We start from the raw sequence: 19,545 nt of genomic DNA on the forward strand, positions 1-19,545 counted from the left end.
ATGTACTGGAGCTGGTGGACGTATCCGTGGTCCGCGACGGACGTGCTCTGGTGGACGAGGTCTCCTGGTCGGAGGAAGACCGGGCCCTCGGGCCTCGGCATTCCGGAGGACCGGCGCCTCCGGGGGGCCCGGCGGCGCGCGGTGTCCCCCCGGGTCAGCCCAGCCGCTCGACGGCCGCCGCCACCCGCTCGTCCGTCGCCGTGAACGCGACCCGCACGAACCGCTCCCCCGCCTCGCCGTAGAAGTCGCCGGGCGCCACCAGGACGCCCTTCTCCGCCAGGTACGCCACGGTGTCCCAGCACGGCTCGTCCCGGCTCGCCCACAGGTACAGGCTCGCCTCGCTGTGCTCGATCCGGAAGCCGTGCGCCTCAAGCGCCGTCCGCAGCGCCGCCCGCCGGGCCGCGTACCGCTCCCGCTGCTCGGCCACGTGCGCGTCGTCACCGAGCGCCGCCACCGTCGCCGCCTGCACCGGGGCCGCCGTCATCATGCCGCCGTGCTTGCGGATCTGGAGCAGCTCGCCGAGCACCGCCGCGTCACCGGCGGCGAACGCCGCCCGGTATCCGGCCAGGTTGGAGCGCTTGGACAGCGAGTGGACGGCGACGATCCCCTCGTACGAGCCACCGCAGACGTCCGGGTGCAGGACGGAGACCGGCTCGGCCTCCCAGCCCAGTTCCAGGTAGCACTCGTCGGAGAAGACCAGCACGCCGTGCTCGCGCGCCCAGGCCACGATCCGGGTCAGCTCCTCCTTGCCGAGGACCTTCCCGGTCGGGTTGGACGGGGAGTTGAGCCAGAGCAGCCTGACCCGGGCCGGGTCCAGATCGGCCACCGGGTCGTCGTAGACGACGGGCGTCGCGCCGCAGAGCCGCGCGCCGACCTCGTACGTCGGGTAGGCGAGGCGCGGGTACGCGACCTCGTCCCCGGCACCGAGTCCCAGCTGCGTCGGCAGCCACGCCACCAGTTCCTTGGAGCCGACCACCGGCAGCACGTTCTCGTGGACGAGGCCCACCGCGCCGAGCCGACGGCCGCACCAGCCGGTCAGCGCGTCCCGCAGCTCCTTCGTGCCCCACACCGTCGGATAGCCCGGCGAGTCCGCCGCCGCCACCAGAGCCTCCTGGATCAGCGCGGGAACCGGGTCGACGGGTGTGCCCACCGACAGGTCCACGATCCCGTCCGGGTGCGCCAGGGCCGTCTTCTTGTACGGCTCCAGCTTGTCCCAGGGGAAGACGGGCAGGCGCGAAGAGACTGCGCTCACGGGTTCGCTCTCACTTCCTGTACGTACGGAGAAACGCCTCGGTCCCGCACGGCGGCCGACGCCGTACGGGACCGGATGCGGTCGATCAGCCGTTCTGCGGCGGCAGGGCGGCGATGAAGGGGTGGTCCCGCTCGATCTCACCGAGCTTGGAGGCGCCACCGGGCGAACCGAGCTCGTCGAAGAACTCGACGTTCGCCTTGTAGTACTCCTTCCACTCCTCCGGGGTGTCGTCCTCGTAGAAGATCGCCTCGACCGGGCAGACCGGCTCACAGGCCCCGCAGTCGACGCATTCGTCCGGGTGGATGTACAAGGACCGCTTGCCCTCGTAGATGCAGTCGACGGGGCACTCCTCGATGCACGCCTTGTCCTTCACGTCGACACAAGGCTGCGCGATGACGTAGGTCACGCTGTCGTTCCTCCTCGATAGGGCTGGTCTGCGCGGGAGCGCGGCGTCGTCGATGCCCGCACCTAGTATCTCCGTTCTCGGGGGCGATCCGAACAGGAGGGGCGGAGAAGCTGTGGAATTCACCGGCGGTGGACGTCTAGAGGTCCGAATTACCAGCATTGACGTGGGAAAACGTGTCTCCGTTCGGTACGTGACGGAGGAGCCCGAGGCGGGCGCCAGGTTCACCGACGCGGTCGGGGTTCTCACATCATGGGACGACGCTGTGCTGCTGGTCACACGAAAGAGCGGCGAGAGCGTCCGGATCGCGGAATCCTCGCTGGTCGCCGGGAAGCTCGTCCCCGCCGCCCCGGCCCGCCGCCGGGGCCCCTCCGCCACCTTCGCCGAACTCGCGCGGGCCACCGCGCGCGCCTGGCAGCCGGTCGAGAGCGAGGCCCTCGGCGAGTGGACCCTGCGGGCCGCCGACGGATTCACCCGCCGCGCCAACTCCCTGCTCCCGCTGGGCGACCCCGGGCGGCCCGTGGAGGAGGCCCTGGAGCACGCACGCGCCTGGTACGCGGCCCGGGAGCTCCCCGCGTACGTCCAGACCGCCACCGGCGCCGAGGGCACCCAGGAGATGCTCTGCGCCGCACTCGACCGGCTCGGCTGGCGCCGCGAGGTCTCCGCCGAGGTGCGGACCGGGGCCCTCGCCCCGATCGGCGACCTCGACGCCGACGTCTCCGCCGTCCGTCTCTCCCGCGCCGTCGACGACCCCTGGCTCCGCCGTTACCAGCGCTCCGGCGAGCCGGGGCCCGCGGTGCGCGCGGTCCTCGCCTCGGGCCCCAGCACCTGGTTCGCGTCCGTGCCCGGCCCCGGCGAGGTGCCCGCGGCCATCGGCCGGTGCGTCGTCGACGGACGCTGGGCCGGGTTCATGGCCGTCGAGGTCGATCCGGAGCAGCGGCGCCGGGGGCTGGCGACCGCCGTCATGGCCGCCCTCGCCCGACAGGCCCTCGACGAGGGCGCGTCGGCCGCCTGGCTCCAGGTGGAGGCGGACAACGACGGGGCGCGCGCCCTCTACGACGGGCTCGGCTTCGCCCCCCACCACCACTACCACCACTACCGGTGGGCGGCGGCGTGACGCCGGACGCGTCCCCGCAGGACCCGCCGGACTGGCGGCGGGAGTTCGCCGAGGAGGCCCGCTCCGAACGGCCCGACCTGGCCCGGCTCTGCCTGCTGATCGGGGCGGTCGCCGACCCCTCCGTGACCCGGCACGACCTGAACGAGGCCGAGATCGAACTCGACCGCCTCGCCGGGCTCGTCCCGTACGCGACCCGGGTCACCGGCGACTGGACCGGCACCCTCGCCGGGCTCCTCGGCGGACGCGAGGGCTTCGTCGGCGTCCCCGCCGACTACCAGCGGCTGGAGTCCTCCCTGCTCCACGAGGTGCTCCGGCGCCACCGCGGACTGCCGATCCTGCTGTCCGTGGTCTGGATGGAGGTCGCCCGGCGGGCCGGTGCCCCCGTGTACGGGCTCGGGCTTCCCGGCCACTTCGTGGTGGGCTTCGGCGACCCGGCCGATCTGGACCTCGCCGACCCGTTCGCGGGCGGCCGGGCCATGACCGGGACCGACGCCGAACTCCTGGTGGCCGGTGCGACCGGCGAGGCCCTCGACCGCTCGATGCTGCGGCCCGCCGAACCCGGCGCGATCGCGCTGCGCGTCCTCAACAACATCCGCGCCTGGGCGGCCCCCCGCCCCGAACGCTCCGACGTCGCCCTGTGGGCGGTGGAGCTCGCCCTGCTGCTGCCCTCCCACCCGGCCCGCCTCCGTCAGGAACGCGCCGAGCTGCTCGTCCGGCGCGGCGACTTCCTCACCGGGGCGGCCGAGATGGAGACGTACGCGCGAGTGATGGACGCGGTCGACCCCGAGGCCGCCGCCACGATCCGGCTGCGCGCCCGCGCGGCCCGCGCCCGGCTCAACTGAAGGCCCCCGGGCCGTACGCGCCGAGTCCCCGGCCGACAGGGGTCGGACGGGGACTCGGGGGCGGCTCACGGAGGGACCGTCAGCCCTCGCCGCTGAGGTCGATCGTCTTCGTCCGCTCCGCCTTCGTCCTGCCGAGGAGGGCGTCCCGCATCACGAAGGCCACGTCGTCGGCGGACACCTGGTGCTTGGTCCCGTCGCCCTTGGTGATCATGACCCCGTCGAAGGCGCCGTCGAGGAGCCGCTCGATCGCCTTCTTGTCGTAGACCTCGACCAGACGCCCCTCGATGGCCTTCATCGAGAGGATCTGCGGCAGCGAGCGCGTCGGGCCGAACTGGATCTGCTTGCCGCCCGCGATGATCGTGATGCGGTCGGACATGGCGGGCTCGGCGAACTCCCGCATGGCCCGGTCCAGCTCCGCCTTGGAGATGCTCGGCTGACGGACCGTGACCGGCAGCACGACCACCGTGGACCGGCCGGTCTCCACCTGGGCGCGGAACGCGTCCCTCACAGAGATCATCGAGAGCCGCACGTCGAGGCCCTTGCCGGGCTTGCCCTCGACCGGGGTGACCTTGCCGGGGGAGAAGAGGATCGTGCCGTCGGTCGCCGAGGCGGCCGAGCCCGCGAGGTCGGTCAGCGCGACCGCGAGCTTCTCCTCGTCGACGGGGAGGACCGGGCTGGCGACCCGCTCGCCGCCGAAGAGGGAGCCGATCACCGACACCGGGTTGTAGTCGCTGCCCGCGGCGCCCCTGACGGTCTCCTGGCTGTCCAGCGCCAGGCCCGCCTTGTCCGGGGCGAGCTGGACCTTGCTGCCGCCGATGTCGAGCTGGAGCGGGGTGCGGGCCCGCTTGCCCAGGGCCGCCTCCAGCGTGTTGACGGCCTCCTCCTTCGTACCGCCGCCGATGTCCACCCCGAGGACCGTGGTGCCCTTGGGCACGTCGGAGTGGTTGAGCAGCAGTCCGGCGCCGTAGGCGACCCCCGCGAGGCCGAGGGCGGCGACGGCGAGGAGGACCAGCTTGGAGCGGCCCTTCTTCGCCGGTGCGGCGGACGCCGCCGGGCGCGGGGCGGGCGCGGGGGCCGGGGCGGGGGCGGGGGCCGCCGTCTCCTCGATGCGCGGGGTGAGGTTCGGCCGGGCCGCCTTCGGCGGGACGACCGGGATGCCGCTGGTGAGCGTGTCCCCGGAGACCCGGCCCGCGCCGCCGCCCTGGCCGGGGCCGGTGCCCTGGCCGGTGCCCGGCACCGGTGCGGGGATCTGCGGGGTCAGGATCGCGGTGTCGTCGGAGAGGCGCGGGGCGGTGCCGCCGGGGGCGGTGGGGAACGGGGAGGCCGCGCCCTGGCCCTGGCCGCCCGGGAAGGGGGCGGTGCCGGGGACGCCCAGCGAGGCGGTACCGGTGACCGGCCCGGTGGTGGGGCCGGTGGGGGCCGCGGGACCGGACTGCGCGGGCGTCCCGCCGTACACCGGGGTTCCCCCCGCGGGGGTGCCGTCGTACGCGGGGGTGCCGTCGTACATCGGCGTACCGCCCGGCGGGGTCCCGTCGTACGTCGGGGTCCCTCCCGCCGGAGTGCCCCCATACACGGGGGTGCCTCCGGCCGGGGTCCCGTCGTACGCGGGGACGCCCTCGTACGCGGGAGCGCCGTCGTACAGCGGCGTACCGCCCGCCGGGGTCCCGTCGTACAGGGGCGTGCCCCCCGGCGGGGTCCCGCCGTACACGGGGGTGCCTCCGGCCGGGGTGCCGTCGTACAGCGGGGTTCCCCCGGCCGGGGTGCCGCTGTCGTACAGCGGGTTGCCCGGGGTCGGGAGGCCGGAGGTGACCGGGCGGCTCGACGGGGTGCTGCCGACCGTCGGGACGCCGGAGGTCGCCGAGCCCGCGAAGCCCGTGCCTTGGGTGTCTGGCCCGAGGGGGCCCGGAGCGGGCCTCGGGGCCTGGGCCGGGGCGGGAGCGGCGGGAGCGGCTGCCGGGGTGGCGGCCGGGGCCTGGGGCGCCGCCTTGCGGGGGGCGAACCAGTCGCTGGGCTCCTTGGCCTTCGGTTCCTCGGCGCGCGGCGGCTCGGGGGCCGCCGTCGGCTCGGGCTCCGGCTCCACGGCGGGAGCGGGCTCGGCCGCCGGTTCCGGCGCGGGCGCCTCGTTGACCGTCTTGCGGACCACGACCGGCGGGATCGGACGCGACCCCGGGATGTTGATCCGGATGCGGGTCGTCAAGGTCGTCTCGGTCTTGGGCTCCTCGGGCGGCGCGGACGCGGCGGTCTCCTCCGCCGCGTCCTGCGTGGGATGGAGCGACGGATACTGACGGGATCCGTACGGCGGGGTACCCGAGGGGTACGCGGCTCCACCGCGCCCCTGGGCGCCGGAGGACGGGCTGTCAGTCTCTCGACCAGTTTCACGACTCAAAGCAGGATCTCCCGGTTGGCTCCACCGCCCGCTCTTGCTGATGCTCGTGTTGTCCCGGGCGGTTCGGCGGCGCGCACCACCATACTGGCCGCCGCCGTCACATACCCGACCCCTGGGGGACGTACGACGGTCAATCCGGCCGAAGTCAGGCGGTCAGGGGGTCAAGTCGGCCTGTTCACGCCGTCGGACGCGGCAGCCGGGACAGCGTGGTGCACATCACAGCGACGGCCATGCCCCCGAAGAGGAACAGCAGCTCGCCGACTCCGCCGCCGAACACCCCGTCGCCCTCGGGGCGTCCGAAGCTGAGCAGGATCACCGCGACGAGCCAGCCGGCGCCGCCCGCGGCGACGCCGGTCTGGGTGCCGGTGGCGCGCAGCCCGCCGTAGAAGAGACCGGCGGTGGCGAGGAGGCCGAGGAGCAGACCGCCGGGGAACCAGGCGGCCTGGACGAGCGCGCCCGCCGCGCCGACGAGCAGTCCGAGGACGGCGAGGCCCGCGTACCAGGCGAACCGGGCGTTGCGGGAGACCGGGGAGGCGACGGGGGCGTTCACGCGGTCACCCCCGCGAAGAGGTCCGTCTCGCGGGTTCCGGCGGGGGCCCCGGGGACACCGTGCGCCAGTTCGTAGTACTCGGTGGTGAAGAGGGGCTGGCCCAGGTCGTTGGAGAGGGCGAAGAACGGCCCGTCCACGGCGACTTGGGTGAGGTGCGCGGCCATCGCCGCGCTCTTGCGGGCGGTCAGCTCGGGGCCCGCCCCGATCGCGGCGGTGATCCGGTCGTCCTCGACGACTCCGGGCACGTCGCCGATCGTGGCGTCGGCGGGGAAGACGGAGCCCTCGGCGCGCAGCCGGGCGAACCCCGCCTCGGCGACCGGGCGCGGGACGCGGTTCCAGTAGATCTTGGCGATGGCGTGGGCCGGGCCGAGGTCGGGGCGGAAGGCCGGGTCGGCGGCGAGTTCGGCGGCGCGGGTGGCGACCCGGTGCGCCTGGATGTGGTCGGGGTGGCCGTAGCCGCCGTCGGGGTCGTAGGTGACGAGGACCTGCGGGCGGGTCTCCCTGATCACCTCGACGAGGTGGGGGGCGGCGGTGTCGACGTCGGTGTTCCAGAACGCGTGGGCGCGCCGGTTCTGTTCGGCGCCCATCATCCCGGAGTCGCGGAAGCGGCCGGGGCCGCCGAGGAACCGGTGGTCGGTGACGCCCAGTTCCTTCATCGCGTCGGCCAGTTCGTCGGCGCGGTGCGGACCGAGCCGGTCCTCCCGGTCGGGCGCCAGATGGGCGAGACCGGGCGGGATGACCTCGCCCTCCTCGCCGAGGGTGCAGGTGACGAGGGTGACGAGGGCGCCCTCGGCCGCGTACCTGGCCATGGTGACGCCGTTGTTGATCGACTCGTCGTCCGGGTGCGCGTGCACGAGCAGCAGACGGCGGGCGGGGAGATCGGACATGTCCCCACCCTACGAGGTCCGGGCCGGAGAAAGGTCAGGACGTGGGTCGGCTCAGAACTTGAGGCCCCCGATCATGCCCGCCACATTGGTGGTGAGGGTGCTGATGGAAGGAGCGAGGGACGAGCTGGCCAGGTAGAAACCCAGGAGTGCGCAGACCGCCGCGTGTCCGGCCTTCAGCCCGGATTTCCGGATCAGAAGGAAGACGACGATCGCCATCAGCACCACCACGGAGATCGAGAGTGCCACGGCGGTTCACCTCCACACTTCTTCGGTCAGACGTTTGAGTATTCGAACGGTTCGGGCCAGGCGCATGTGCCAGCCGGGTACATACCCACCTAGCGCTACGGATCATAACTATCCGTGCCATCGCATCGGTCGGCGGACGGAGGCACGAGGGGGGCGCACAGCGCTACTTTCGGCCGTTCGACCGTGCCTCCGCAGCCGCCCGCCGACTCCCCCGACGGGCTCTTCCTCCCCCGTCGGCACACCAGGACCCGGCGCTTCGCGCGGGGGGTTCCGCGCGGTTCCCCGGTCGCGCCCGGCGGGGAGCGCGTGGTCCTCGTCCGGTCCGGTCCGGGCGCCGACCGGTCCCACCGGCTCCGGGTCCTCGTCCGGTGGTGGCCCCCCGTCCCCCGCCGGACGGGCGGCCGGTGGCGCACGTCCTGCGGCGCGCGTGACGGAGGGGACCCCTCGGGCGGTCGGGGCGGCCGGTTCCCGCGACCGGGAACCGGCCGTTCCGGAAGCCCCGTACGGCTCCTGGGGATTGGCCGAATTCATCGCCCCCGGAAAGAGGGGACGGGAGCGGGTTTCCGGTGGCCTCCCGACGCGGACCGGCCGCTCGTCGCGCGGTCCGCTTCACCAGCCGGGCGGCGGGGGGTACGGCGGGGCCGGGGGCGCGGTCCGGTACGAGGGGTGGGGTGCGGGCGGCGGGGCGGGGGCGCCGCGCCCGGCGAGGAGGGCGAGGACGGCGGCTCCGGCGAGCAGCCCGTAGGCGGCGGTGAGGACGGCGAGGCGGTCGGCGGTGGGGATGTCGGCGAAGTGGCCGACGAGTTCGTAGCGGACGGTCCTGGCGGTCTCGGCGAGGCCGCCGAGGGCGAGGAACGTCCCGGCGAGCAGCCCGAGGGCGCGGGCGTGCCGGGCGCGGGTGAGGGCGGCGACGGCGGCCGTGCCGTAGAGGGCGACGAGGACGAGGGAGAGCCAGGCGGGCGGCGGGGCGAGGGCCGCCTTGAGGACGGACCGGCCGCCGGTGAACCGGTCGACGGTGATCTCCAGGGGCAGTTGGGAGGCCCAGTACAGCTCCCAGGCGGCCAGGGCGAGCGCGGCGACGGCGAGGAGGGTTCCGGCGGCGACGGCGGGGCCGGTGCGGGGGCGGGTGGGGAGCTGCTCGTGCCCGGCGGCCCGGCGGCGGCCGACGGTGGCGACGGCGAGGAGTCCGGCGGCGAGGGCGAGGGCGAGCAGGGCGGTGACGAGGACGCCGCTGTCGTGCGACCAGAGGCCGGGGAGCCGTACGGCGAGGGTGGCGGAGCCGGTCGCGGCGAGGGCGGAGGCGGCGTGCCGGGAGCGGATCGAGGCGACGGCGGTGACGGCGGAGACGAGGAGGAGGACGGGGTCGGCGAGGGAGGTGGCGGAGCGTCCCCGGATGAGGAAGTGGTGGTCCCCGGCCCAGTACCACGCCAGGTCGGCGGGGGAACCGAGGGCGGCGAGGTCCTTGAGCACCCATATGGTGGCGAGGAGGGTGAGGGCGGCGCAGAGCGCGGCGCCGGTGAGGCGTGCCGGGCGTGTCACAGTCACGGACCCGATACTCACGGTTGCCACGGCCGGGCACAAGCGGTTCCGGGGAACCCGTGCGCGAAGGGTGGCCGGCCGGTGCGGCACGGCCGTTCCGGCGGGCCCGTGGCGCCCGTACGGCCGTACGCGCTCCGGCGGGCCGGGGCCGTTTCCTGCCCCCGGTCCGGCCCGGTCGGGCCGGGGTCAGGTCGGGCCGGGGCCGGTTTCCGGGGCCGGTCCGCTCTGGTCGGGCCGGGGTCGGGCCGGGTCGGGGGGCGTGCCGTCGGTGGTGCCGTTCTCCGGCGGGACGACCTGCTTCTCCTCGGCGAAGTGGCAGGCCGAGTCGTGCTTGGCCGGGCTGTCGACGAGGCGGAAGACGGCGGGGACGGCCAGTTCGGGGATCTCCAGGGAGCAGCGTTCCTGGGCCTTCCAGCAGCGGGTGCGGAAGCGGCAGCCGGAGGGGACGTTCGCCGGGGAGGGGACGTCGCCGCTGAGGATGATGCGTTCGCGGTGGGCGCGGGCGTCGGGGTCGGGGACGGGGACGGCGGAGAGCAGCGCCTGGGTGTAGGGGTGGGTGGGGTGGTCGTAGATCTGGGCGTCGCTGCCGATCTCGACGATCCGCCCGAGGTACATGACGCCGACGCGGTCGGAGATGTGCCGGACGATCGACAGGTCGTGGGCGATGAACACGTACGAGAGGGAGAACTCGGACTGGAGCTTCTCCAGGAGGTTGACGACCTGGGCCTGGACGGAGACGTCGAGGGCGGAGACCGGTTCGTCGGCGACGATGATCTCGGGCTGGAGCGCGAGTCCCCGGGCGATGCCGATGCGCTGGCGCTGGCCGCCGGAGAACTGGTGCGGGTAGCGGTTGATGTACTCGGGGTTGAGGCCGACGACGTCGAGGAGGTCCTGGACCTTGCGGCGGCGGTCCCCCTTGGGGGCGACCTCGGGGTGGATCTCGTACGGCTCGCCGATGATGTCGCCGACGGTCATGCGCGGGTTGAGCGAGGTGTACGGGTCCTGGAAGACCATCTGGATGTTGCGGCGGACGGCCTTGAGGGCGCGCGGGGAGAGGGTGGCGAGGTCCTCGCCCTTGTAGCGGATGGTGCCGGACGACGGCTGTTCCAGGTTGACCAGCATCTTCGCGACGGTCGACTTCCCGCAGCCGGACTCGCCGACGATGCCGAGGGTCTCTCCGGCGGCGAGGTCGAAGTCGACGCCGTCGACGGCCTTGACCGCGCCGACCTGCTTCTTGAAGAGGATGCCCCGGGTCAGCGGGTAGTGCTTGTGGAGGTCCCGGACTTCGAGGATGGCCTCAGCCATGGAGGCACTCCTTCCAGAAGTGGCAGGCGCTGGCGCGCGGCACGGGGGACTCGGTCACCTCGTACAGCGGGGGCACGTCGGTACGGCAGCGGTCCCGGGCCATCGGACAGCGCGGGTTGAAGGCGCAGCCGGGCGGGATGTCCAGCAGGTTGGGCGGCAGGCCCTTGATCGCGTAGAGCTCCCGGCCCTTCTGGTCGAGGCGGGGGATCGATTCGAGGAGGCCCTTGGTGTAGGGGTGGGCGGGGGCCTTGTAGATCTCGTGGACGGGGGCGCGTTCGACGATCCGGCCCGCGTACATGACGGCGATCCTGTCGGCGACGTCGGCGACGACGCCGAGGTCGTGGGTGATGAGGATGAGGCCCATGTTGAGTTCGCGCTGGAGCTCGGCGAGCAGGTCCATGACCTGGGCCTGGACGGTGACGTCGAGGGCGGTGGTGGGCTCGTCGGCGATGATCAGCTCGGGTTCGAGGGCGAGCGCCATGGCGATCATGATGCGCTGGCGCATCCCGCCGGAGAACTGGTGGGGGTACTGGCCGACGCGTTCCTTGGCGGCGGGGATGCGGACCCGGTCCATCAGCTCGATCGCCCTGGCCCTGGAGTCCTTGCGCGACATGCCCCGGTGGACCTGGAACATCTCGCCGAGCTGGTCGCCGACGCTGATGACGGGGTTGAGGGAGGACAGCGCGTCCTGGAAGACCATCGCCATCTTGGCGCCCCTGATCCTGCGCCGCTCCTCCTCCTTGAGCTTCAGCAGGTCCTGGCCCTGGAAGAGGATCTCGCCCCGGGTGATCCGGCCCGGGGGGATGTCGAGGATGCCCATGACGGCCTGGGCGGTGACGGACTTGCCGGAGCCGGACTCGCCGAGCACGGCGAGGGTCTCCCCCGCGTCGACGGAGTAGTCGACGCCGTTGACCGCCTTGGCGACTCCGTCCCGGGTGTGGAACTCCACGTGCAGGTCGCGCACTTCGAGCAGCATGGGTCCCTACCTCAGCTTGGGGTCGAGGGCGTCGCGGACGGCGTCGCCGAGCATGATGAAGGCGAGCACGGTGATGGCGAGGGCGCCGGAGGGCCAGAGCAGCATGTGCGGTGCGTTGCGCACGTAGGCGGCGGCCGAGGAGATGTCGATGCCCCAGGAGACGGTGGGGGGCTTGAGGCCGACGCCGAGGAAGGAGAGCGTCGCTTCGAGCGCGATGTACGTGCCGAGGGCGATGGTCGCGACGACGATGACGGGCGCGAGGGCGTTGGGCGCGATGTGCCGGAGCAGCATCCGGGAGTTGGAGGCGCCGAGCGCGCGGGCGGCCTGGACGTAGTCGTTCTGTTTGGCGGTGATGACGGAGCCGCGGGCGATGCGGGAGAGCTGCGGCCAGCCGAGCAGGACCATGAAGCCGATGACGGGCCAGACGCTGTTGTCGCTGACGACGGAGAGGAGGACGAGGCCGCCGAGGACGACGGGGATGGCGAAGAAGACGTCGGTGATCCGGGAGAGGACGCCGTCCCAGCCGCCGCCGTAGAAGCCGGCGAGGCCGCCGAGGACGGAGCCGAGGAGGGTGACGCCGAGGGTGGCGAAGAGGCCGACCTGCACGGAGGCCCTGGCCCCGTAGACCGTGCGGGTGTAGACGTCGCAGCCCTGGCCGTTGAAGCCGAAGGGGTGGCCGGGCTGGGAGCCTTCCTGGGCCTTGGCGAGGTCGCAGTCGAGCGGGTTGCCGTCGGCGATGAGCTGCGGCCAGATCGCGATGACGACCAGGAAGACGATGATCAGGCCGGAGACGATGAAGACGGGGTTGCGGCGCAGGTCGTGCCAGGCGTCGGACCAGAGCGAGCGGGGTGTGCGGTCGGGGCCGGTCCCTTCGGGGCCGCCCGGGGTCTTCTCCAGTGTCTCTCCTTCGGCCGTCGCGAGGTCGGACGCTCCTCCGGCGCCGGTGTGGTCGATCGCGCGGCCGTCGTCGAACGGCTGAGGCTGCTCAGGCATAGCGGATCCTCGGGTCAAGGACGGCGTACAGGAGGTCGACGAGCAGGTTCGCCACCAGGAAGACCAGGACGAGGACGGTCACGAAGCCCACGACGGTCTGGGTGTTCTGGCGGAGGATGCCCTGGTAGAGCTGGTAGCCGACGCCGTGGATGTTGAAGATCCGTTCGGTGACGATGGCCCCGCCCATGAGCGCGCCGACATCGGTGCCGATGAAGGTCACCACGGGGATGAGGCTGTTGCGCAGCAGGTGGCGGGTGATGACCCGGTGGCGTGGCAGGCCCTTGGCGACGGCGGTGCGGACGTAGTCGGCGCGCTTGTTCTCGGCGATCGAGGTGCGGGTGAGCCGGGTGACGTACGCGAGGGAGACCGAGGCGAGGACGAGTCCGGGGACGATCAGTTCGTCGAGCGGGGCTCCGGAGGAGACGGCCGGTTTGATCCAGCCCCATTTGACGCCCAGGAGGAGCTGGAGCAGCAGTCCGGTGACGAAGGTCGGGACGGAGATGACGACGAGGGTCAGCAGCAGCACGGTGGTGTCGACGGGCCGGCCGCGCTTGAGGCCGGTGAGGACGCCGAGGCTGATGCCGATGACGACCTCGAAGAAGATGGCGACGAGGGTGAGGCGGATGGTGACCGGGAAGGCGTTCGCCATCAGCTCGGTGACCTCCTGGCCGTTGAAGGCCGTGCCGAAGTCGCCGGTGAAGACGTTGCCCATGTAGGTCAGGTATTGCTGCCAGACGGGCTTGTCGAGACCGAACTCCTTCTTGAGCTGGGCCGCGGTCGCCGGGTCGCACTGGCGGTCGCCGCACAGTCCGGCGATGGGGTCGCCCATCACGTTCACCATCAGGAAGATCAGCAGCGTGGCGCCGAAGAAGACCGGGATCATCTGCAGCAGTCGCCGGATCACGTATCGACCCATGAGGGGCTCCGGGGGTTGGCTCCGGGTGGGGGTGCGGGGAAGCCGTACGGCCCGGCGGCGCGGAGGTCCGCGGGCCGGGCCGTGCGCCTCCGGCCTGCTAGGGCCTGTCGTCAAAGTGGCGTCGTCGCGAGGCAGACGCCACTTTGACGACAGGCCCTAGGCCTCACTTGACCTTGATCTGGTCGTAGACCGGGACGCTGAAGGGGTTCAGGGACACGTCGCCGATCCGGTCCGAGTAGCCCGCGCTGCCGTTCTGGTACCAGAGCGGGAGGGCGCCCATGTTGTCGCGGAGGACGCCTTCGGCCTGCTGGAAGAGCCCGACGGCCTTCGCAGTGTCGGGCTCCGCGTTGGCCTGGTTGACGAGCTTGTCGAACTCGGGGTTGCTCCACTTGCCGTCGTTGGACGAGGCGTTGGTGTAGTACAGCGGCTGGAGGAAGTTCTGGATGAGCGGGTAGTCCATCTGCCAGCCCGCCCGGAAGGGGCCCTTGAGCTTCTGCGAGGTGACCTGGTTGCGGTAGTCGGCGAAGGTGCCGACGGGGTTGCCGACGCAGGCGCGGTCGTTGCCGAGGGCGCGGTTGATGGAGTTGCAGACGGCGTCGACCCACTCCTTGTGGGAGCCGGTGTCGGCGTTGTACGAGATGGTCATCGTGCCGCCGGGGATGCCGCCGCCCTCCGCGACGAGCTTCTTCGCCTCGGCCGCGTCGTACGTGCAGTAGTCGCCGCAGACGTCCTTGAAGCCGCCTTCCGCGCCGAGGACCGGGGAGGTCCAGTCGACGGCCGGGGTCCGGGTCTTCTGGAAGATCGTCTCGGTGATCTGCTTCCGGTCGATCGCCCGGGAGAGGCCCTGCCGGAGCTTCTCCTGGCCCGGCTTGTTCCAGGCCGGGTCGTAGAACGGGAAGGAGAGGGTCTGGATGATGCCGGCGGGGACGTTGATGTACCGGTCGCCGAGGTCGGCCTTGACGTTCTTGAGCTGGGAGGCGGGGATGTCGTCGACGAGGTCGAGGTTCCCGGCCGTCAGGTCGGTGTAGGCGGTGTTGTTGTCGGTGTAGACCTTGAGGGTCACGCCGCCGTTCTTCGCCTTGTCGGGGCCGGGGTACGCGTCCCAGCGCTTGAGGGCCATCTGGGAGCCCTTGGAGTACGAGTCGACGGTGTACGGGCCGTTGCCGACGGGCTTGGAGAGCCAGGCCGCGTGGTCGTCGTAGAACGTCTTGGGGAGCGGGGCGAAGGCCGCATAGCCCAGGGTGACGGGCCAGGTGGAGAACTTCTGGGTGAGCTTGACGGTGAAGGTGCGGTCGCCGGTGACCTTGAGTCCGGACATGGTCTCCGCGGTCGGTTCGCCCTTGTCGGGGTGGACCTTGTCGTAGCCCTCGATCTGCCCGAAGAAGTAGGCGTTCTTCTGGTTGTTCTTCAGGTTGGCGCCGTAGTTCCAGGCGTCGACGAAGGACTTCGCGGTGACCTTCTCCCCGTCGGAGAAGGTCCAGCCGTCCTTGACGGTGATGGCGAAGTTGGTCGAGTCGGTGGTCTCGATCTTCTCGGCGAGCATGTCCTTGGCCTCGCCGGTCTTCGGGTCGTACTGCTTGAGCCCGCGGAAGATCATGGACAGGACCTTGCCGCCCTGCACCTCGTTGGTGTTGGCGGGTTCCAGCGGGTTCTGCGGGTCGCCCCACGAGGAACTCACGATGCCGTCGGCCCCTCCGCCACCACCGCCGCTGTCGCCGCCGCCGCAGGCGGTCGCCGCGAGGGCGACGGCTGTGGCCAGTGCGGCCCACTTGGCGTGCGTGGCTCCGCGCATGGAGTGCCTCCCGTTGGTGTTGCCGAGACTTAGGCCCCCATATCACCCCAAGCCGGACGGAGTCGCATCTCGGCCTCACCTGTCCGGGGGATTGCCCGCCGGGGGACGGACCCGGGGCGGACCCGGGGGCGTGCGCCCGGAGCGACGGGACCCCCGGAACCCGCGCCCCCTCCCCCGTACGCGCGCGATCCCCCCGCCGCGCCGACGGGGGGCGTCGGCGCGGCGGGGGGATCGTGGACGGGCCCGCTCGGGACCACCGGGGGCGCCGGGGCGCCGGGGGGCGGTTCCGGGCGGCGGGTCAGTTCAGGAAGGTCACGTCCCAGTGGTTGCCCTCGTTGGCGTAGACGTTGCCCGAAGGAGCGGTGTAGAGGGCGGCGCCGTCACCCCGGGTGCCGGAGTAGGCGAAGGTGCCGGTGACGTAGTTGCTGAGGCAGCCGGTGATCGCGAAGTCCAGCTTGTAGCCGTTCCAGTGGCTGTACGTGCCCCCGGCGTGGCCCGTCTCCGTACCGCCGGTGATGGTCAGCGCGCAGCCGCTCGCCCCGCGCAGCGTGACCGCGCCGTCGGCGGACGCCTGGCGCAGCCCGTCGAAGGAGGTGCAGCTCGTGCTGTTGCGGTTGGAGCAGTTGCCCGAGGAGGCCCAGGTGACGCCCGCGGCGGAGAACTTGGCCGTCGCCTGCGTGTGGGTCAGCAGACCGCTGTCGCCACCGCCGCCGCCGGAGGAACCGGTGACCAGAGCGCGCCAGGTGTCCGGGCCGACGATGCCGTCCGCGTCGAGACCGTGCGAGGACTGGAAGGAGCGGATCTTGGCGTCGGTGCCGTCGCCGAACGCGCCGTCGACGGCGAGCCCCGCCCCGTACCGGTTGAGCTGTGTCTGGGCGGCCTTCACCCCGGAGCCGTTGTCGCCCTTGCGGACGGTGACGACCAGCCGGGACCAGGTGTCGGCGCCGACGGCGCCGTCCGCCGAGAGGCCGCTGGCGCTCTGGAAGGAGCGGACCTTGGCCGCGGTGCCGTCGCCGAAGGCGCCGTCGGCGGAGGTGGCGTACCCCCGGGAGGTCAGCAGGTGCTGGACGGTGGTCACCTGGGCGCCGCTGCTGCCGGTCCTGACCAGCGGCCAGTCGGCGGCGAAGGCCGGGGCGGCCTGGAGGACGGCGGCCACCAGGGCGGTGACGAGGGCGGCGAGCAGCGAGGCCGCGAGGCCGGGCAGTCTTCTCGCGTGGGTCATGGGCGGTTCCTCGGACTCTCGTGTCAGCACTGGTAGCCGGTGTCCGGGTGGCCCGGCTCGCAGTAACGGATGTGCAGGTGGTTGTCGTGGTTGGGGTACTGGACGGTCAGGCCCTCCGCGATCAGCTGCGGGTCGTTGAAGAAGATCAGCTTCACGTGCCCGGGGGCGGCGGCGCGCAGGGCCTTGACCAGCTCGCGGGTGGCGCCCCGGTCGTAGGCGGCGGACTGCCAGGTGATCCGGGAGCCGGAGCACTGCGCCGAGTCGGTGCGCACGGGCCAGAAGTCGACGTCCATGCCGTCCTGGTGGGTGGCGTGGCCGTAGATCGAGCCGCCGTGCTCGAAGGAGATGTCACCGACCGGGACCTTGCCCCGGCCGAGGGCGGCGAAGGCGCGGGCGCCCGCCTCCAGCTGGCCGACGGTGGCGCCGGTGCCCCAGTCGGCGGAGCCGTTGCCGTCGGGGCTCTGGTTGCAGAGGGTGCCGGAGTTGTAGTCGGCGTACTCGTAGTGCCAGAGCAGGTTGGTCCAGGTGTCGGGGCCGACGACCCCGTCCGCGCCCAGACCCGCGTGGCTCTGGAAGGTGCGGACGGCCGCCGCGGTGCCCGCGCCGAAGGCGCCGTCGACGGTGAGGCCCGCGCCGCGCTTGGCGTTGAGCAGGTGCTGGACGGCCTTCACGGCCTCGCCCTGGCCGCCCTCCCGGACCGTGGTGGTCAGCGCCCGCCAGGTCTGGGGGCCGACGATGCCGTCCGGGCCGAGGCCGTGCGAGGACTGGAAGGAGCGGACGGCGGTGTCGGTGCCCGCGCCGAAGACGCCGTCGGCGGTGAGCTGCGCGCCCTGTCCGTTGAGGAGGTACTGGAGGGCGACGACGTCCGAGCCCCGGTTGCCCTTGCTCTGGGTGGGGACGAACGCGCCCCCGAAGGCGTGCGCGGGCGTGCCGAGACCGATGAGCACGAGCAGCGCGGCGAGGGCGGCGAGGGCCGCGAGCGGGACCGCCCCGCGCGCGGGGCGGAGCGACCGTGTGGTCGGCGACATGACGGTGGGCTTCTCCTTCTGACGGGTGGGTCGGATAGGACGGGTGGGACGAGTGGGGATGGGGCGGCTTCCGGGCCGCTCCGGAGCTGGCCGGAGCGGAGCGGGCCGGGGGCGGGACCGGGCGCGTGGACCGTGCCAGGTCAGGTCAGGTCAGGTCAGGTCAGGAGGCGGCTGAAGGTGCGCGCGTCGGCCAGTCCGTCGGCGGGCAGCCCGGCCGTGCCCTGGAAGGCGGCCACCGAGGCGGCGGTGCCGGGCCCGAAGACGCCGTCCTGGCCGGTCGGGACGCCCTTGGCCGTGAGCAGGAGCTGTACGGCCCTGACGGCCTCGCCGCTGTCGCCCTGCCGGACGGGCCCGACGAGCTGGTGCCAGGTCTGGTTGCCCGCACAGCCGTCGGCGGTCGCGGTCGTCAGCGTCTGGAAGTCCCGTACGGCCCGCTCGGTGGCCGGGCCGAAGCTCCCGTCCGCGGTGATCGTGGCGCCGCGCCGGACCAGCAGGTGCTGGAGGGCCCGGACCCGGTCGCCGGTGTCGCCGGAGCGCAGCAGCGGCCACGCGGGGGCCGTCGGGTCCCCGCCGACGCGGGCGGCGACGTCCCCCCGGAGCCGCGGGAGCAGCGCGTACAGCCGGTCGCCGGGGCACTGGGTGGCGTTGAAGTCCCGGTGCCCGTAGATCTGGTGGGCGCGCAGCCCGTACTGGCGGCAGATGTACGCGCACAGCTCGACGAGGGCCGCGTACTGCTCGCTCCGCGGGTCGACCGTGGTGTAGGTGCCCTCGTTCTCGATGCCGACGGCGACGGTGTTCTGTCCGGTGCAGTGCGCCGACTCCACCAGCTGCGTGCCGCCCCGGAGCGTGGTCAGGCTGCTGTGCCTGCCCTCCAGGACGTGGGCGCCGCGCGAGACGGTGAAGTGCTGGCCCGTGTCGATCCACCGCTGGTCGTCCATCGCCCAGTCCTGCATGGCGCGGGCGAGCCGGAAGGCCTGGTCGCGGGAGTGGTCGGTGACGTTGGCGGTGGCCGTGTGATGGACGATGATCTTCTGCGGCGGGGTCGGCAGCAGCCGTACGGGGCTGCCGGCCGGACGGGCGCCCCAGACGGTGGTGTCCGCGACGGCCGGTCCGTCCAGGGCGTGCGCCCCGCCGGCCGCCCACAGGGGCAGTGCGGCCGAGGCGCCGAGCGCGAGCCCGCCGGTGAGGAAGGCCCGGCGGCGCGGGTTCGGTTCGGAGACCGGGGTCATGTCGGGGTCCTCAGCTCAGTAGCCGCCGGTGCACTGGGTCTGGAGCGTCTCGTAGGCGCGCACCTCGCAGGCCCAGGCCTGGATGTCCTTGTCGTTGACCATCCGGGTCCAGACGCTTCCCGAGCCGCCGTAGTAGGTGCTGTGGGTGGTCCCCTGGGTGTTCTGGACGTAGATGGAGGTGTCGAGGGACCCGCCGGACGTCTTGCGGGCCCAGGCGGCGCGGCAGGTGGGGCTGTAGCGCAGTTCCACGCCCCAGGAGCTGGTCCGTACGGTCCGGGCGTCGTTCTGGCAGATGGTGGCGGCCGGGTCGAGCCCGTCGCAGGAGGCCCCGGAGCAGGACGTCGCCGCCGACGCCGGGGAGGAGGCGAACAGCAGGCCGGACGCGGCCAGCGCCAACGACGAGGCCACGGTGGCGAGTCTGCGGGTGAGGAGCGGCATGACTAGTACCTTCCTGTGCACTCGTACCTGCTGAGGTTGTTCCAGTAGCCGCAGGCCCAGGCCTGGATGTCCTTGTCGTTGACCATCCGGGTCCAGACGGTTCCGGAACCGGGGTAGTTCGCGGCGTACGAGTTCCCGGCCGTGTTGGTGACGTTGATGACGGTGGCCTCACCGATGGTCGACTTGCGGGCCCAGGCGGCGCGGCAGGTGGGGCTGTAGCGCAGCTCCACCTCGTTCCAGCCCGCGACGAGCACCGTGCGGGCGTCGTTCTGGCAGATCGTGGTGGCCGGGTCGAGCCCGTTGCAGGAGGCCCCGAAGCAGGACGTCGCCGCCGACGCCGGGGAGGAGGCGAACAGCAGGCCGGACGCGGCGAGCGCCAACGACGAGGCCACGGTGGCGAGTGTGCGGGTGAGCGTGTTCACGC

Annotated in this window: 19 protein-coding genes and 2 pseudogenes; 3 read left to right on the forward strand and 18 right to left on the reverse strand. The window is 72.8% G+C overall.

Annotated elements, in window-relative coordinates:
* Positions 1–107: pseudogene (locus ACFXGN_RS23230) on the forward strand (ABC transporter ATP-binding protein); the annotation flags it as partial.
* 47 nt (positions 108–154) lie between these two features.
* Here the strand turns inward: ACFXGN_RS23230 and dapC are convergent.
* Positions 155–1,252 (reverse strand): succinyldiaminopimelate transaminase, encoded by a 1,098-nt coding sequence (gene dapC, locus ACFXGN_RS23235; RefSeq protein ID WP_384862352.1) that lies wholly within the window; start codon positions 1,250–1,252, stop codon positions 155–157.
* Between the two features lie 85 nt (positions 1,253–1,337).
* Positions 1,338–1,658 carry a ferredoxin gene (fdxA, locus tag ACFXGN_RS23240; RefSeq protein ID WP_351792596.1) on the reverse strand — a complete coding sequence of 107 codons (321 nt, stop codon included), beginning with the start codon at positions 1,656–1,658 and terminating at the stop codon, positions 1,338–1,340.
* A gap of 112 nt (positions 1,659–1,770) precedes the next feature.
* On the opposite strand from fdxA, the gene ACFXGN_RS23245 reads away from it, so the two are divergent.
* The gene (locus ACFXGN_RS23245) at positions 1,771–2,772 is read left to right on the forward strand and encodes a GNAT family N-acetyltransferase (protein WP_384862355.1); all 1,002 of its coding nucleotides are present in this window, start codon (positions 1,771–1,773) and stop codon (positions 2,770–2,772) included.
* Positions 2,769–3,614 (forward strand): tetratricopeptide repeat protein, encoded by an 846-nt coding sequence (locus tag ACFXGN_RS23250; protein ID WP_384862358.1) that lies wholly within the window; start codon positions 2,769–2,771, stop codon positions 3,612–3,614. Before ACFXGN_RS23245 ends, ACFXGN_RS23250 begins: the two co-directional genes overlap by 4 nt.
* 79 nt (positions 3,615–3,693) lie before the next feature.
* Here the strand turns inward: ACFXGN_RS23250 and ACFXGN_RS23255 are convergent, their stop codons facing one another.
* The 16 genes and pseudogenes from ACFXGN_RS23255 to ACFXGN_RS23330 all read right to left on the reverse strand — a co-directional run bounded on the left by ACFXGN_RS23255 (position 3,694) and on the right by ACFXGN_RS23330 (position 19,543).
* Positions 3,694–5,811 carry a hypothetical protein gene (locus tag ACFXGN_RS23255; protein ID WP_384862361.1) on the reverse strand — a complete coding sequence of 706 codons (2,118 nt, stop codon included), beginning with the start codon at positions 5,809–5,811 and terminating at the stop codon, positions 3,694–3,696.
* A 364-nt stretch (positions 5,812–6,175) separates the two neighbouring features.
* The gene (locus ACFXGN_RS23260; RefSeq protein ID WP_384862364.1) at positions 6,176–6,550 is read right to left on the reverse strand and encodes a DUF6113 family protein; all 375 of its coding nucleotides are present in this window, start codon (positions 6,548–6,550) and stop codon (positions 6,176–6,178) included.
* Positions 6,547–7,437: an N-acetyl-1-D-myo-inositol-2-amino-2-deoxy-alpha-D-glucopyranoside deacetylase gene (gene mshB, locus ACFXGN_RS23265; RefSeq protein ID WP_384862366.1), complete on the reverse strand. Its 891-nt coding sequence runs from the start codon at positions 7,435–7,437 to the stop codon at positions 6,547–6,549. Before mshB ends, ACFXGN_RS23260 begins: the two co-directional genes overlap by 4 nt.
* Before the next feature lie 51 nt (positions 7,438–7,488).
* Positions 7,489–7,683, reverse strand: coding sequence for a hypothetical protein (locus ACFXGN_RS23270; RefSeq protein ID WP_188270068.1), 195 nt, complete (start codon positions 7,681–7,683; stop codon positions 7,489–7,491).
* Positions 7,684–8,292: 609 nt separating this feature from the next.
* The gene (locus ACFXGN_RS23275; protein WP_384862369.1) at positions 8,293–9,228 is read right to left on the reverse strand and encodes a hypothetical protein; all 936 of its coding nucleotides are present in this window, start codon (positions 9,226–9,228) and stop codon (positions 8,293–8,295) included.
* 180 nt (positions 9,229–9,408) lie between these two features.
* On the reverse strand, positions 9,409–10,527 hold the full coding sequence (locus ACFXGN_RS23280) for an ABC transporter ATP-binding protein (protein ID WP_384862372.1): 1,119 nt from the start codon (positions 10,525–10,527) through the stop codon (positions 9,409–9,411).
* Positions 10,520–11,503: an ABC transporter ATP-binding protein gene (locus ACFXGN_RS23285; RefSeq protein ID WP_384862375.1), complete on the reverse strand. Its 984-nt coding sequence runs from the start codon at positions 11,501–11,503 to the stop codon at positions 10,520–10,522. Before ACFXGN_RS23285 ends, ACFXGN_RS23280 begins: the two co-directional genes overlap by 8 nt.
* A 6-nt stretch (positions 11,504–11,509) precedes the next feature.
* On the reverse strand, positions 11,510–12,496 hold the full coding sequence (locus ACFXGN_RS23290; protein WP_384862377.1) for an ABC transporter permease: 987 nt from the start codon (positions 12,494–12,496) through the stop codon (positions 11,510–11,512).
* Positions 12,489–13,412, reverse strand: a complete 924-nt coding sequence (locus ACFXGN_RS23295) for an ABC transporter permease (protein WP_384862380.1) — start codon at positions 13,410–13,412, stop codon at positions 12,489–12,491. Before ACFXGN_RS23295 ends, ACFXGN_RS23290 begins: the two co-directional genes overlap by 8 nt.
* Positions 13,413–13,575: 163 nt before the next feature.
* Positions 13,576–15,204 carry an ABC transporter substrate-binding protein gene (locus ACFXGN_RS23300; protein ID WP_384862383.1) on the reverse strand — a complete coding sequence of 543 codons (1,629 nt, stop codon included), beginning with the start codon at positions 15,202–15,204 and terminating at the stop codon, positions 13,576–13,578.
* A gap of 298 nt (positions 15,205–15,502) precedes the next feature.
* Positions 15,503–16,090 carry a peptidoglycan-binding protein gene (locus tag ACFXGN_RS23305; protein WP_384862717.1) on the reverse strand — a complete coding sequence of 196 codons (588 nt, stop codon included), beginning with the start codon at positions 16,088–16,090 and terminating at the stop codon, positions 15,503–15,505.
* Positions 16,091–16,138: 48 nt separating this feature from the next.
* Positions 16,139–16,426 (reverse strand): annotated as a pseudogene (locus ACFXGN_RS23310) (peptidoglycan-binding protein); the annotation flags it as partial.
* A gap of 23 nt (positions 16,427–16,449) precedes the next feature.
* Positions 16,450–17,454 carry a penicillin-insensitive murein endopeptidase gene (locus tag ACFXGN_RS23315; protein ID WP_384862386.1) on the reverse strand — a complete coding sequence of 335 codons (1,005 nt, stop codon included), beginning with the start codon at positions 17,452–17,454 and terminating at the stop codon, positions 16,450–16,452.
* Between the two features lie 155 nt (positions 17,455–17,609).
* Positions 17,610–18,683: an N-acetylmuramoyl-L-alanine amidase gene (locus ACFXGN_RS23320; protein WP_384862389.1), complete on the reverse strand. Its 1,074-nt coding sequence runs from the start codon at positions 18,681–18,683 to the stop codon at positions 17,610–17,612.
* Between the two features lie 15 nt (positions 18,684–18,698).
* Positions 18,699–19,121: a DUF2690 domain-containing protein gene (locus tag ACFXGN_RS23325; RefSeq protein WP_384862392.1), complete on the reverse strand. Its 423-nt coding sequence runs from the start codon at positions 19,119–19,121 to the stop codon at positions 18,699–18,701.
* A 2-nt stretch (positions 19,122–19,123) separates the two neighbouring features.
* Positions 19,124–19,543 carry a DUF2690 domain-containing protein gene (locus ACFXGN_RS23330; RefSeq protein WP_384862395.1) on the reverse strand — a complete coding sequence of 140 codons (420 nt, stop codon included), beginning with the start codon at positions 19,541–19,543 and terminating at the stop codon, positions 19,124–19,126.
* Positions 19,544–19,545 lie beyond the last annotated feature (2 nt).

Origin of the sequence: Streptomyces sp. NPDC059247 (assembly GCF_042754005.1) — a bacterium.
GTDB lineage: Bacteria > Actinomycetota > Actinomycetes > Streptomycetales > Streptomycetaceae > Streptomyces.

What these genes read in the sequence shown, in the direction of transcription:
- mshB (WP_384862366.1), bottom strand. Translation starts at nt 7,437, where the DNA reads ATGTCCGATCTCCCCGCCCGCCGTCTGCTGCTCGTGCACGCGCACCCG.
- ACFXGN_RS23280 (WP_384862372.1), bottom strand. Translation starts at nt 10,527, where the DNA reads ATGGCTGAGGCCATCCTCGAAGTCCGGGACCTCCACAAGCACTACCCG.
- ACFXGN_RS23285 (WP_384862375.1), bottom strand. Translation starts at nt 11,503, where the DNA reads ATGCTGCTCGAAGTGCGCGACCTGCACGTGGAGTTCCACACCCGGGAC.
- ACFXGN_RS23290 (WP_384862377.1), bottom strand. Translation starts at nt 12,496, where the DNA reads ATGCCTGAGCAGCCTCAGCCGTTCGACGACGGCCGCGCGATCGACCAC.
- ACFXGN_RS23295 (WP_384862380.1), bottom strand. Translation starts at nt 13,412, where the DNA reads ATGGGTCGATACGTGATCCGGCGACTGCTGCAGATGATCCCGGTCTTC.
- ACFXGN_RS23300 (WP_384862383.1), bottom strand. Translation starts at nt 15,204, where the DNA reads ATGCGCGGAGCCACGCACGCCAAGTGGGCCGCACTGGCCACAGCCGTC.
- ACFXGN_RS23315 (WP_384862386.1), bottom strand. Translation starts at nt 17,454, where the DNA reads ATGTCGCCGACCACACGGTCGCTCCGCCCCGCGCGCGGGGCGGTCCCG.
- ACFXGN_RS23320 (WP_384862389.1), bottom strand. Translation starts at nt 18,683, where the DNA reads ATGACCCCGGTCTCCGAACCGAACCCGCGCCGCCGGGCCTTCCTCACC.
- ACFXGN_RS23325 (WP_384862392.1), bottom strand. Translation starts at nt 19,121, where the DNA reads ATGCCGCTCCTCACCCGCAGACTCGCCACCGTGGCCTCGTCGTTGGCG.